This window comes from Mesorhizobium japonicum MAFF 303099 (assembly GCF_000009625.1).
GTDB classification, from domain to species: Bacteria; Pseudomonadota; Alphaproteobacteria; order Rhizobiales; family Rhizobiaceae; genus Mesorhizobium; species Mesorhizobium japonicum.
This window is the reverse complement of the sequence record NC_002678.2, coordinates 6156979-6168872: the sequence shown is the minus strand read 5'-3', so window position 1 is coordinate 6168872 and position 11894 is coordinate 6156979. Positions and strand designations below refer to the sequence as shown.

Sequence of the window (11894 nt, the reverse complement as noted above, 5' to 3'; positions counted from 1 at the left end):
CCCGGGATTGTCAATCGCGGGCTGTGATTAGCGGAGCGCCCGACGGGGGTTTTAGTTCTGTTGCGAAGCTGGTTTTCTGAGCAGTCCCTCGAGCAGTTGCTTGAACGCTGCAACCACGATCTTCGACGTCGCTTCGGGGTCGTTCGAATTGGCGATCCGCTGCGCCGCCTGGCTGCTCGCCCCGTTGATCAGCCGTGCGGCGGTCTCGGGGTCGACGCCCGGGACGACCACCCCCTCCCGCTGCAGCGCGGTCAGATGATCGGTCATTGAGCCGACGCAGGCATTGGCATTCGACCATTGCGCCGGATCGCCCAGCACGGCCGGACCGTCGCGGAATATGATGCGCTGGATTTCCGGCTCCAGCGCCATTTCAATATAGGTCGTGCATTCGTCGACGAAATGCTGCCAGCGGGTCGGCGCTCTCGACGCCACCTCATTCACCCGGGCCGCCATCTCGCCGTCGATTTCGGCGATAACCGCCTCCAGCAGTCCTTTCTTGTCGCCAAAATGGTGATAGAGGGCGCCGCGCGTCAGCCCGGCCGATGCCGTGAAATCATCCATCGACGCTTCGGCATATCCGATCGTGCCAAAGGCCTGGCGGGCCGCGGCGATCAGCTTGGCGCGCGTTTCGGCGATCATTTCCTTGCGGGGTCTGTGCATTTCCGTCTGGTCCTATTCACATACGCTTCGTATGCCAATTGACATACGCGACGTATGCTCTATCTAATCCTCATACGCTTCGTATGTAATTGTCAAACCGTCCTTTGTCGAGGAACCCCATGCAGAACCCCTATTCGGAAATTTTCCGCGCCCCTGGAGCCAAGGGCTTTGCAGCCGCCGGCTTCATGGCGCGCCTCCCGATCGCCATGGCGCCGATCGGCATCGTGGCAATGCTGTCGCAGACGCGCGGCGAATACTGGCTGGCGGGCGCTGTCTCGGCGACATTCGCGCTTGCCAACGCATTCCTGGCGCCGCAGATATCAAGACTGGTCGACCGCCTTGGCCAGACGCGGATCGTCGTGCCCACGACAATCATCTCCGTGCTCGCCTTCATCACGCTGGTTTCGGCCGCCAATCAGGACTGGCCGGTCTGGACGCTGTTCGTGTCGGCGCTGCTGGCGGCGGCCATGCCCAGTATGCCTGCCATGGTGCGCGCGCGCTGGACCGAGCTTTTCCGGGGCCAGCCCGAGATGAACACCGCTTTCGCCTTCGAATCGGCGGCGGATGAACTGGTCTATATCGCCGGGGCATCGCTGTCGGTCGGCCTCAGCGCCGCCCTGTTCCCGGAAGCAGGCATGCTGGCGAGCACACTGTTCCTCGCCTTGGGCTCGACCGCGTTCATCCTGCAGAGATCGACCGAGCCGCAAGTGCGCCCGGTGGACCATGGCTCGAGCGGCTCGGCGATCCGCCTGCGGCCAGTGCAGATCATCACCTTTGCCCTGATCTTCATCGGCGCCACCTTCGCGACGACGGAAGTGAGCACGGTGGCCATCACAAAAGAGCTCGGCCAGCCCGGCGCCGCCAGCCTCGTCATCGGCGTCTACGCGCTGGGGTCGTTCGTGCTCGGCATCATTGTCGGCGCGCTCAACCTGAAGGCACCGCTGCAACGCCAGCTTGCCATCGCGGTCGCCCTCGTCACGCTCGGCACGCTGCTGCCGCTCACCGCCAGCAGCGTGCCGCTTCTGGCGCTGACTGTCTTCATCAGCGGCGTGGCGATCTCGCCAACCTTCATTACGGCCTTCGGCCTGATCGAACGGCATGTGCCCGAAGCGATGCTGACCGAGGGCATCACCTGGGTGACCACCGGGATCGGCATCGGCATGGCGCTGGGCTCCTTCGCCGCGGGCGCCGTGGTGGATGCGTTCGGCGCCCAGAACGGGTTCTGGGTCTCGGTGGCATCAGGCACGATCGCGCTCGCCACCGTGCTGCTCGGCCAGCGCATCCTGGCCACCCACAAATGCGACATGGACGGATGCGAAGCAGCCGCCGTTCCCGCGGAATAGCGCGCTCGGCTCCTGCTGCGGGCCGGGTGTTCCGCCCTATGCGGCAGGATCGGAAATACGCATCCAGTGCGGTCGTGGCAGCGCGAAAAGCATCGTTGGCGCGCCGTGCAACATCACCTCCTGCTCGAAGGCGAAGCCGCATTTCTCCAGCACCCGACGTGATGCCGGGTTGGCGACCCGAACGAGGCCGATGACCCGCTCGGCATGCAGGGGGCCGAACGCGGCATCCAGCGCCGCCCTGACCAGTTCGGTGGCATAGCCATGTCCCCAGCTCTGGGGATGAAGGTGGCAGGACAAGTTCAGGCCGTCAAAATCCGCCGATACGGTGACGCCACCGAAGCCGACCGGCTTTCCTTCGACCTCGACCGCCCAGCGGCCAAAGCCGTGCCTGTCCCAATGGCCGATGTCGCGGGCTAGCCTGGCGGCGCTCTGCTGAGGCGTGTCCGCAACAGGATCGGGGCGATGGGCAACAAGTTCATGGCGCGAAAAGAGATCCACCAGGAAATCCAGATCGGCCTTCGTTGGTCGGCGCAGCAAAAGCCGTCCGTTGCGCTGGCTCAGAGGCAATGACGCGTTCATGCCGTCATCTCCCGGCAAGGGGTCGGTTACCCCTCAGAGGATCTCGGTCTTGGCGATGTGGATGCCAAACCCTTCGAGGCCGACATAATGACGCTCGCGCGAGGCGATCAGGTTGATCGAGGAAATGCCGAGATCCTTCAGGATCTGCGCGCCGAGGCCGATCTCGCGCCATTCGTTCTCGCGCCGGCGGGCCTCTTCATGATCCTCGCGGTCGCCGCTCAGCGGGCGCTTGCGCTCCTGATGCGCGACACCGACGGAGCCCTCTCTGAGATAGACGATGACGCCGCGCTTGCGCTCGCCCATCGCTTTCATGATGCCGTCCAGGCGATGACTGGTGCCGAAGACATCGGTCACCACATCCTCGGAATGCAGCCGCACCGGCACCTCCTCGCCATCGCGGATGTCGCCGAAGACGACGGCAACGTGATGCATCGTGTCCCAGGGCAGCGTGTAGGTGAAGACCTGCGCCTTGCCGCCAAGCGTGTCGATATCGGAGCAGGCGACGCGTTCGACCAGCGTTTCCTTGCGCTGGCGGTAGGCGATGAGGTCGGCGACCGATACCTGCTTCAGGCCATGCTCTTCGGCGAAAGCCTGCACCTGGGGGCCGCGCTTGACGGTACCGTCATCATTGACCAGTTCGGAAATGACGCCGATCGGCGGCAGGCCGGCGAGCTTGCAGAGATCGACCGCCGCTTCGGTATGGCCCGAACGCATCAGGACGCCGCCTTCGCGCGCGATCAGCGGAAAGATGTGACCCGGACGGACGAAATCGGAGGCGCCGACATTGCCGTTGGCGAGGTTGCGCACGGTGAGCGTGCGGTCGTCGGCCGAAATGCCTGTCGTCGTGCCATGCTTGAAATCGACGCTGACGGTAAAGGCGGTGGTGTGGGCTGAATCATTGTCGGCGACCATCGGCTGCAGGTTGAGCCGCTTGGCTTCCTCGCGTGGCATCGGCGTGCAGACGATGCCGGAGGTGTTGCGCACGATGAAGGCCATCTTTTCCGGCGTGCAGTGAACGGCGGCGACGATCAGGTCGCCCTCATTCTCGCGCCCGTCATCATCCATGACGACGACGATCTCGCCGCGTTCGAAAGCGCGGATGGCTTCGACAATCTTCTTCTGGTCGTAAGGCATGGGATGCTCGCTTCGCTCGCAGGGATTAGGGAGTAGGCAGTAGGGAAGAAAAAGGCTGTTTCGGGCGGCCTACTGCCTATTCCCTACTGCCTATTCCCTTCCCCGTCTGTCCCCTATGCCGCAGATAGTGATCGGCAATCGCGCAGGCAACCATCGCTTCGCCGATCGGCACGGCGCGGATGCCGACACAGGGATCATGGCGGCCCTTGGTCATCACCTCGACGTCGTTGCCGTCCTTGTCGATCGACTTTCGCGGCGTCAGGATCGACGAGGTCGGCTTGACGGCGAAGCGGGCCACGATCGCCTGACCGGTCGAGATGCCGCCGAGGATGCCGCCGGCATTGTTGGAGAGGAACACCGGTTTGCCGTCATTGCCGATGCGCATTTCGTCGGCATTCTGCTCACCGGTGATGCGGGCGGCCTCGAAACCATTGCCGATCTCGACGCCCTTGACGGCGTTGATCGACATCAGGCCCGACGCAATGTCCTGGTCGAGCTTGGCATAGATCGGCGCGCCGAGCCCTGGCGGAACGCCATCGGCGACGATCTCGATCACAGCGCCGACCGAAGATCCCGCCTTGCGGATACCGTCGAGATACTGCGTAAAAACGGGAACCGAAGCGGGATCGGGCGTGAAGAACGGATTCTCCGCGTCGCCGATGAAATTCCAGTTCCAATTGGCGCGGTCGATCGATTTTTCGCCCATCGAGACCAGGGCTCCGCGCACCACCATGCCGGGCACCACCTTACGGGCGAGCGCGCCGGCGGCGACCCTGGCCGCGGTCTCGCGGGCGGAGGAGCGGCCGCCGCCGCGATAGTCGCGGATGCCGTATTTGACATCATAGGTGTAGTCGGCATGGCCCGGCCGGTACTGGCGGGCGATCTCGCCATAGTCCTTCGATCGCTGGTCGACATTCTCGATCAGCATCGAGACCGGCGTGCCGGTGGTGATCATCGTCTCGCCGTCCTCGTCGAGGACGAAACCCGACAGCACCTTCACCTCGTCGGGTTCGCGGCGCTGGGTCACGAAGCGCGACTGGCCCGGCCGGCGCTTGTCGAGTTCGGCCTGGATTTCATCACGCGTGAAGCGGATGCCGGGCGGGCAGCCGTCGACCACGCAGCCAAGCGCTGCGCCATGGCTTTCGCCCCAGGTGGTGACGCGGAAAAGGTGGCCGAACGTGTTGTGAGACATGGAAAAGTGCCCTGCCCGGCAGCGGAGCCGGTTGATGCCTGCCTTCTATTGGCGTTTTTTGCGGTGGTCAAACTGTCATCCCTGCCGTTTAAGTTTTGACACATTCGGCTGGTTTCTGCTTTCTTCCATCCGCCGTTGAGGATCCGCCGCCACAGTGCCGGCGCAATGACCAAAGAGGACGATCATGCGTACCCTGATTGGCGCTGTTGCCGCCACCCTGCTCTATTCCACCGCCGCCTTCGCCGGACAGACCGAAGGCCTGATCAAGAAGATCGACAAGGACGCGCTGACCCTGACGCTGGACGACGGCAAATCCTACAAGCTGAACGCCGAAACCGATCTCGACTCGCTGAAGCCGGGCATGGACATCGTCATCGCTTACGACGTCACCAATGGCGAGAATGTCGTGACCGATATGCAGTTGCCGGACAGCGACACGAACTAGGGTTTTAACCTATTTGAATGGACTTCGAGAGCGCTTGGCGTTGCGCCTCTAAAGCCACTCGAGGCTCTGGCCTTCAAGTTTGAGCACGCGATCCTGCGGTATTTCCAGGTTCGCGGCCTCGTCCTCGGCCATATCAAGCACGAAACGGAACAGGGTGCGCATGACGCCGCCATGCGTCACGCAGACCGTCTTGCGGTCGATCTCGTCGAAGCAGGGTTTCACCCGTTCGAGCAGCATCTGGTAGCTCTCCGCACCGTCGCCGGGCGGCTGGAAGTTCCACTTGTCCCGTGCGCGTGACCGCTTGGCTCCGGGAGACTGCGTCTCCAGCTCGGCAAAGGTAAAGCTCTGCCAGTCACCGAAATTGACTTCAATCAGTCTGGTATCGGTTCGATAGGCGAGCGGATCGAGCTTCATCGCGGCGCGGATGCGTTCCATCGTTTCGCGCGTCCGCCGCATCGGGCTGGCGACGAAATCGAAATCCCCGGGATCGCCGACAAGTTCGGCCAGCCGACGCCCGTTTCCGGTCGCCTGCTCGCGGCCAAGGGCATTGAGATCGGTGTCGGCCTGCCCCTGAAGCCGGGCCTCGGCGTTCCACGCGGTCTGGCCGTGGCGCACGATATAAACCAGCGGGTACATCAGGTCTTCCGGAGGTCGGGCCAGGGCCTTGGCGGAGGATGAGCGGAGGGCGTTATTCCTTGACCGTCGAAATATCAGGCGCGTCGACCGCCTTCATACCGACCACGTGATAGCCGGAATCGACATGGTGCACCTCACCGGTGACGCCACGCGACAGGTCGGACAGGAAATAGACGCCGGAATCGCCGACCTCCTCCTGCGTGACCGTCTGCTTCAGCGGCGAATTGTATTCGTTCCACTTCAGTATGTAGCGGAAATCGCCGATGCCCGAGGCCGCCAGCGTCTTGATCGGGCCGGCCGATATGGCGTTGACGCGGATCTTCTTGCCGCCGAGATCGACGGCGAGATAACGCACGCTGGCTTCGAGCGCGGCCTTGGCGACGCCCATGACGTTGTAGTGCGGCATCACCTTCTCGGCGCCGTAGTAGGTCAGCGTGAGCAATGAACCGCCCTCGGTCATCAGCGCCTCGGCACGCTTGGCGATGGTGGTGAAGGAAAACACCGAAATGTCCATGGTGCGCAGGAAGTTGTCGCGCGTCGTCTCGACATAGCGGCCGGTCAGTTCGTCCTTGTCGGAGAAGGCGATGGCATGGACGAGGAAATCAAGCTTGCCCCAATGCTTGGCGACATTGGCGAAAACCTCGTCGAGGCTCGCCGAATCGGTGACGTCGCAATGGCCGGCGACAAAGGCGCCCAGTTCCGCCGCCAACGGCTCGACGCGCTTCTTGAACGCCTCGCCCTGATAGGTCAGCGCAATCTCGGCGCCATGGTCGACGCATGCCTTGGCGATGCCGTAGGCAATCGACCTGTTGTTCGCGATGCCAAGAATAAGGCCGCGCTTGCCGGCCATCAGGCCCTGTCCACCCGCCATGTGAGCGCTCTCCGCAAGGTTTGTGCTTTGTGGAGTGCCTATCGCACAGGCACACAGCCCCTTCAAGCGCTCAAACCGGACAGTTCGGGGGACAAGAGCGCTGGATCAGCCTTTTTGACCACGCAGCAACGCCTCGAGAGCGCTGTCGCCGCCCTCCGGCAGCATGATGCGGACATGGGCGTAGAGGTCGCCATGGCCGCCGGCCTTTTCCGGCAGGCCCCTGCCCTTGAGCCGCAGGACCTTGTCCGAGCTCGACCAGGCGGGAACGTTGACCGCCAGCCTGCCTGTCGGTGTCTCGACCGGCACCTTGGCGCCCAGCACCGCATCCGCCAGCGACACCGGCACATCGGCATGCAGGTCGCGACCCTCGATGCGGTAGCGCGGATGCCGGCGGATATGGATTTTGACCAGCGCGTCGCCGGGCTGGCCCGGCCCCTGCTCGCCCTGCCCCTTCAGCCGGATGGTCTGGCCATCTTCGACAAAGGCCGGCAGCTTGACCGCCACCTTGCGGCCATCCGGGAACATCGCCGTCACCTTTTCGGCGGTCGCGGCTTCCTCGATGGTGACGTCGAGCGTGACGTTCAGATCGGCCGCCGTCGCGGGCTGGCGGCGGTCGCCCATGCCGGCACCGCGTGCGCCGGAAAAGGCGTCGCCGAAAATCTGGCTGAAAATATCGCTGTTGCCGTCGAACGGATCGCCGCCCGGGCGCCCCGATCGGAATTCGAATCGCGAACCGCCGGCGCCTTGCTGGCGGCGAAACCCGGCAAAGGGGTCGCCGCCACCGGCGGCACCCTCAAAACCCTGGAAGCGCGGCTTGCCGTCGGCGTCGATCTCGCCGCGATCGAAAGCGGCACGGTTCTTCTCGTCGCCGACGATCTCATAGGCCTGGTTGGCCGCGGCAAAACGGTCCTTCGCCTTGGGATCATTCGGATTCTGGTCCGGATGATGTTTCTTGGCGAGTTTCCGGTACGCCGATTTTATGTCCTTGGCCGATGCGTTCTTTGCAACGCCCAGGACCTCATACGGGTCGCGCATGCTTCCTGCCCTGGAAATGAGTTGAGTCCATACTTGCCCCCTATATGCGCTCGCATAGGAAGAAATTCCAGTAGCAGGTCACCATATCGGAGGCGGAAAATCAGAGCGCCTTGAAGCCTTGCATACGCCAGCCGCCGGCACTTGCAAGGCAGAGTTCGCCCTCGAACATGGCAACGCCGTCAAAGCTTTCGCGCGAGGCCTTGAAGCGGCGGCAGGTCTGGCCCCTGTCCTTCAATTCCGCCAGTTCGGTGATGGAGCCGCGTGAGCCGGTGCCGGTATTGGCCCACGGCACGGCCTGGCCGCCGAGCTGCTCGATGTCGGCGGAGGACACCGCGTTGCCAATCGTCGTCTGGTCTGAGTCGCGCTCCGAATCGGCAGGCATTGGTGAAGACGACGTGCTGCTGGTCAGGATCGAGCGGTCGACTTCGGCCTTTTCCAGGCTGAAGCCACCCGCGCCGCAGGCGGCAAGCGGCAAAGCGGCCGCCACGATCGCCGCTTTCGCGCTGGCCGAAGCGATAACGCCCCATTGCCTGCTGTCAAAAGCTTGCGCGATACGCGACAATCGGCAACCTCCCTGATTTCGTGACAATTTGAGAAAAACTATGAGTGACACAGAGTTAACAACCAGTGACTTTACCGAAGCGGCCGAGCCGTTTCGCCTCTTTGCCGCATGGCTGGACGACGCCACCAAGAGCGAAATCAACGATGCCAATGGCGTGGCGCTGGCGACCGTCGACGCCGAAGGCATGCCGGATGTGCGGATGGTGCTGCTGAAGGGGTTCGATGAAGGCGGCTTTGTCTTCTACACGAATTTCGAAAGCGCGAAGGGCCAGGAGATTCTTGGCAGCATGAAGGCGGCGATGTGTTTCCACTGGAAATCGCTACGCCGGCAGGTGCGCATTCGCGGCCCGGTGGAGATCGTCAGCGATGCCGAGGCCGACGCCTATTACGCGACGCGCCCACGCGGCAGCCGCATCGGCGCCTGGGCGTCGAAGCAGTCACGGCCGCTGGAAAGCCGCTTCGCGCTGGAGAAAGCTGTCGCCGAATACACGGCGCGCTACGCCATCGGCGAGATTCCGCGCCCGAAGCACTGGTCTGGGTTCCGCATCGTGCCGAAGACGATCGAGTTCTGGCACGACCGCCCATTCCGGCTGCATGACCGGGTGGTTTTTTCCCGCAACGCGAAAGGCGATTGGGACAAGGCGCGGCTCTATCCCTGAAAGGGCAAGGCCTCAGCCCTTCTTCCTGGTCATGAACGCGGTGAGCGCCGCGCGGGCCTCATCCGACTTCAGCCGCTCGCGAAAATGTTCGCTTTCCTCGCCGATGCGGGCGACGAGATCGTCACGCGAGCCGCGCATGAGATCGCGCGCGATTTTCAGCGCCTGCGGCGGCTTGGCGGCGATCTGGCTGGCGGCTGCAAGGACCGAGGCCTCCAGCGCGGCCTCCTCGACCACATCGTAGATCAGGCCGGCGGCCTTCGCGCGCTCGGCGGAAAAACCTTCGCCAAGGCCGAGCAGCGCAAAAGCGCCCTGCTGACCCAGGATGCGCGGCGCCAGCAGACTGGAGCCGGCCTCGGGCACCAGGCCAAGATCGACGAAAGGCGTCCTGAACACGGTGCGCGGCGTGGCGAAGGTCAGGTCGCAATGCAGGTTGAGCGTCGTGCCGATGCCGACCGCGATGCCGTCGACGCCGGAGACGATGGCTTTTTCGACCCTGGCCAGCGCCATCAGGAAATCCCAGACCTCCGTGCCGCCGTCACCGCCGCTGGCGACAACCATGAAATCGGCAAGGTCGTTGCCGGAGGAGAAGGCGCCTGGCACGCCTAGGAAGACGTGGACGCGGATCCCCGGATCGGCATCGCCTTCGGCAAGCGCCGCCGACATTTTCGCGTACATGGCACGCGTCAGCGCGTTCTTCTTGTCCGGGCGGTTCATGCGGATGATCTGGATGGCGCCCTGGCGCTCGACGAGGATATGGTCTGTCACGGTCATCTTCCCTGGTGAGCGCTGTGAGAATTCAAGCTGATATCAACGTCTTGCCGGCGGCAGCGAGGCTCTCCGCGCCGTCGATGACGCGTTCCCTCAAGGCGCGTGCCTCGCCGAGCAAGTTCTCGGCGAAGAAGCGGCACAGCGCGATGCGATCCTGATCGGCAAGAGCGCCGCGCGCCAGGTAGGCGCCGCCAGCGGCAAGCGAGATCAGCCTGAGATACGGCGTCGCTCCCGCCAGCGCCTCTTCCATCCGGCCGTCGGCCGACAGTTTCTGCAGGAAGCGCGTCGCTTGCGTCAGGTCGCCAAGTGCTGCGTCGAGCGCATCGGCGGTGCGGCCGAAACCTTGCAGGTTCGAGGTGCGCACGGCATTGGCGGCCCCGGCGAGTTCGCCGATGAAGCCATGCACATGCTCGCCGCCGCCGAGCGGCAGCTTGCGGGTGACCAGATCGATCGCCTGGATGCCGTTGGTGCCCTCGTAGATCGGCGCGATGCGCGCATCGCGGTAGAAGGCTGCGGCACCCGTTTCCTCGATGAAGCCCATGCCGCCATGCACCTGCACGCCGAGCGAAGCGACTTCGACGCCGACATCGGTCGAAAAGGCCTTGGCCAGCGGCGTGAGCAGGTTCGCGCGGTCGCGCCAATGCGCCGCCTGATCGCCATCCGAGACGCGTGCCATGTCGATGGCGTGGGCGCAGGAATAGCTGATCGCCCGCGCCGTCTGCGTCAGCGCCTTCATGGTCAGGAGATTGCGCTGCACGTCAGGGTGATGGACGATCGGCGCCATGCCGGCGCCGGCGTAATCAGCCGCCTTGCCCTGGCGGCGCTCATTGGCATAGGCGATCGCCTTCTGGGTGGCGGCTTCCGCGACCGCGACACCCTGCATGCCGACGGCGAGGCGGGCATTGTTCATCATGGTGAACATGCAGGCGAGGCCCTTGTTTTCCTCGCCGATCAGCCAGCCGATGGCGCCGGGCGTGGCGCCCCGGAAACCGTCGCCATAAATCATAGTGCAGGTCGGCGAAGCATGGATGCCGAGCTTGTGCTCGAGGCCGGAACAGAAGACGTCGTTGCGGGCGCCAAGCGAGCCATCGTCGTTGACGAAAAACTTCGGCACCAGGAACAGCGAGATGCCGCGCGTGCCGGCCGGCGCGTCGGGCAGCCGCGCCAGCACCAGATGGATGATGTTGTCGGTGAAATCGTGCTCGCCATAGGTGATGAAGATCTTCTGGCCGAAGATGCGGTAGGTGCCGTCGCCAGCGGGCTCGGCGCGGGCGCGCAAGGCGGCGAGATCGGAGCCCGCCTGCGGCTCGGTCAGATTCATCGTGCCCATCCATTCGCCGGACACCAGCTTGGCGAGATACTTCGCCTTGAGCGCTTCGGAGGCATGCTTGTCGAGCGCTTCGACCGCGCCCATGGTCAGCGTCGGGCCGATGCCGAAGGCCATGGCGGCCGAGTTCCACATTTCGAGCGCGGCGACGCCCAGCATGGTCGGCAGCGCCTGGCCGCCATAGTCTTCAGGCCCCGACAGCGCGTTCCAGCCGCCATCGATCCAGCGGCGATAAAGCTCCTTCCAGCCGGGCGGCATGGTGACGGCGGCATCCCTGAGCACCGCACCGTGTTCGTCGCCGATCTTATAGAGCGGTGCCACCTCCTCGGTGGCGAAACGGCCGGCCTCGCCAAGGACGGCGTCGACCAGGTCCTCGCCGAGATCGCCGAACCTACCGGCATCAAGGGCGGATTTCATGCCCGCAACATGCTTCAGCGTGAACGCGATATCCTCGACCGGTGCCCGATACATGCCGCTCGACCCTCCTGATGCATCGGCCTCGCCGACCCTAGAGCCGGTGCTGCTGCAAAACCATCCGCCTTTGGGCGGTCTCCCAGTGTCTTTTTACGTAAACGTCAAACTTTGTCACGTGGATTTTGCAATCGCGCCGGCCTGTATTAAATTCGATCGACGCCGCACAAGCCGACCCGGCGACAGACCAGAACCAGCCGACCGGAACCTAGC

The 11894-nt window shown here is 64.0% G+C and carries 13 protein-coding genes; 3 read left to right on the top strand and 10 right to left on the bottom strand.

What is annotated here, in order from left to right:
* Positions 1-51: 51 nt before the first annotated feature.
* A complete protein-coding gene (locus MAFF_RS30440; RefSeq protein WP_010914870.1) occupies positions 52-660 on the bottom strand; it encodes a TetR/AcrR family transcriptional regulator in 609 nt (202 codons plus the stop codon).
* A gap of 119 nt (positions 661-779) precedes the next feature.
* Between MAFF_RS30440 and MAFF_RS30435 the strand changes: the two genes are divergently transcribed.
* Complete coding sequence (locus tag MAFF_RS30435) at positions 780-2003, top strand: MFS transporter (protein WP_010914869.1); 1224 nt, start codon at positions 780-782, stop codon at positions 2001-2003.
* 36 nt (positions 2004-2039) lie between these two features.
* On the opposite strand, the gene MAFF_RS30430 is transcribed toward MAFF_RS30435, so the two are convergent.
* The 3 genes from MAFF_RS30430 to aroC form a co-directional block, all read right to left on the bottom strand.
* On the bottom strand, positions 2040-2582 hold the full coding sequence (locus tag MAFF_RS30430) for a GNAT family N-acetyltransferase (RefSeq protein WP_010914868.1): 543 nt from the start codon (positions 2580-2582) through the stop codon (positions 2040-2042).
* 33 nt (positions 2583-2615) lie between these two features.
* Positions 2616-3716, bottom strand: coding sequence for a 3,4-dihydroxy-2-butanone-4-phosphate synthase (gene ribB, locus MAFF_RS30425; RefSeq protein WP_010914867.1), 1101 nt, complete (start codon positions 3714-3716; stop codon positions 2616-2618).
* Between the two features lie 76 nt (positions 3717-3792).
* Positions 3793-4908 (bottom strand): chorismate synthase, encoded by a 1116-nt coding sequence (gene aroC, locus MAFF_RS30420; protein ID WP_010914866.1) that lies wholly within the window; start codon positions 4906-4908, stop codon positions 3793-3795.
* Between the two features lie 184 nt (positions 4909-5092).
* On the opposite strand from aroC, the gene MAFF_RS30415 reads away from it, so the two are divergent.
* A complete protein-coding gene (locus MAFF_RS30415) occupies positions 5093-5353 on the top strand; it encodes a DUF1344 domain-containing protein (protein ID WP_010914865.1) in 261 nt (86 codons plus the stop codon).
* Between the two features lie 48 nt (positions 5354-5401).
* Here MAFF_RS30415 and MAFF_RS30410 read toward each other — a convergent pair whose 3' ends face one another.
* The 4 genes from MAFF_RS30410 to MAFF_RS30395 all read right to left on the bottom strand — a co-directional run bounded on the left by MAFF_RS30410 (position 5402) and on the right by MAFF_RS30395 (position 8457).
* Positions 5402-5989, bottom strand: coding sequence for a histidine phosphatase family protein (locus MAFF_RS30410; protein ID WP_010914864.1), 588 nt, complete (start codon positions 5987-5989; stop codon positions 5402-5404).
* A 52-nt stretch (positions 5990-6041) separates the two neighbouring features.
* Positions 6042-6860 (bottom strand): enoyl-ACP reductase FabI, encoded by an 819-nt coding sequence (fabI, locus tag MAFF_RS30405; protein ID WP_010914863.1) that lies wholly within the window; start codon positions 6858-6860, stop codon positions 6042-6044.
* A 105-nt stretch (positions 6861-6965) separates the two neighbouring features.
* A complete protein-coding gene (locus MAFF_RS30400; RefSeq protein ID WP_010914862.1) occupies positions 6966-7895 on the bottom strand; it encodes a DnaJ C-terminal domain-containing protein in 930 nt (309 codons plus the stop codon).
* Positions 7896-7995: 100 nt separating this feature from the next.
* Positions 7996-8457 (bottom strand): RT0821/Lpp0805 family surface protein, encoded by a 462-nt coding sequence (locus tag MAFF_RS30395; protein ID WP_080511976.1) that lies wholly within the window; start codon positions 8455-8457, stop codon positions 7996-7998.
* Between the two features lie 40 nt (positions 8458-8497).
* Between MAFF_RS30395 and pdxH the strand changes: the two genes are divergently transcribed.
* Entirely contained in the window at positions 8498-9115 is a 618-nt protein-coding gene (pdxH, locus tag MAFF_RS30390; RefSeq protein ID WP_010914860.1) for a pyridoxamine 5'-phosphate oxidase, read from the top strand.
* Positions 9116-9127: 12 nt separating this feature from the next.
* Here the strand turns inward: pdxH and MAFF_RS30385 are convergent, their stop codons facing one another.
* Both MAFF_RS30385 and MAFF_RS30380 read right to left on the bottom strand, forming a co-directional pair.
* Entirely contained in the window at positions 9128-9880 is a 753-nt protein-coding gene (locus MAFF_RS30385) for a crotonase/enoyl-CoA hydratase family protein (protein WP_044551531.1), read from the bottom strand.
* A 31-nt stretch (positions 9881-9911) separates the two neighbouring features.
* Positions 9912-11681, bottom strand: a complete 1770-nt coding sequence (locus MAFF_RS30380) for an acyl-CoA dehydrogenase (RefSeq protein WP_010914858.1) — start codon at positions 11679-11681, stop codon at positions 9912-9914.
* Positions 11682-11894 lie beyond the last annotated feature (213 nt).

What these genes read in the sequence shown, in the direction of transcription:
- MAFF_RS30440 (WP_010914870.1), bottom strand. Translation starts at nt 660, where the DNA reads ATGCACAGACCCCGCAAGGAAATGATCGCCGAAACGCGCGCCAAGCTG.
- MAFF_RS30435 (WP_010914869.1), top strand. Translation starts at nt 780, where the DNA reads ATGCAGAACCCCTATTCGGAAATTTTCCGCGCCCCTGGAGCCAAGGGC.
- MAFF_RS30430 (WP_010914868.1), bottom strand. Translation starts at nt 2,582, where the DNA reads ATGAACGCGTCATTGCCTCTGAGCCAGCGCAACGGACGGCTTTTGCTG.
- ribB (WP_010914867.1), bottom strand. Translation starts at nt 3,716, where the DNA reads ATGCCTTACGACCAGAAGAAGATTGTCGAAGCCATCCGCGCTTTCGAA.
- aroC (WP_010914866.1), bottom strand. Translation starts at nt 4,908, where the DNA reads ATGTCTCACAACACGTTCGGCCACCTTTTCCGCGTCACCACCTGGGGC.
- MAFF_RS30415 (WP_010914865.1), top strand. Translation starts at nt 5,093, where the DNA reads ATGCGTACCCTGATTGGCGCTGTTGCCGCCACCCTGCTCTATTCCACC.
- MAFF_RS30410 (WP_010914864.1), bottom strand. Translation starts at nt 5,989, where the DNA reads ATGTACCCGCTGGTTTATATCGTGCGCCACGGCCAGACCGCGTGGAAC.
- fabI (WP_010914863.1), bottom strand. Translation starts at nt 6,860, where the DNA reads ATGGCGGGTGGACAGGGCCTGATGGCCGGCAAGCGCGGCCTTATTCTT.
- MAFF_RS30400 (WP_010914862.1), bottom strand. Translation starts at nt 7,895, where the DNA reads ATGCGCGACCCGTATGAGGTCCTGGGCGTTGCAAAGAACGCATCGGCC.
- pdxH (WP_010914860.1), top strand. Translation starts at nt 8,498, where the DNA reads ATGAGTGACACAGAGTTAACAACCAGTGACTTTACCGAAGCGGCCGAG.
- MAFF_RS30380 (WP_010914858.1), bottom strand. Translation starts at nt 11,681, where the DNA reads ATGTATCGGGCACCGGTCGAGGATATCGCGTTCACGCTGAAGCATGTT.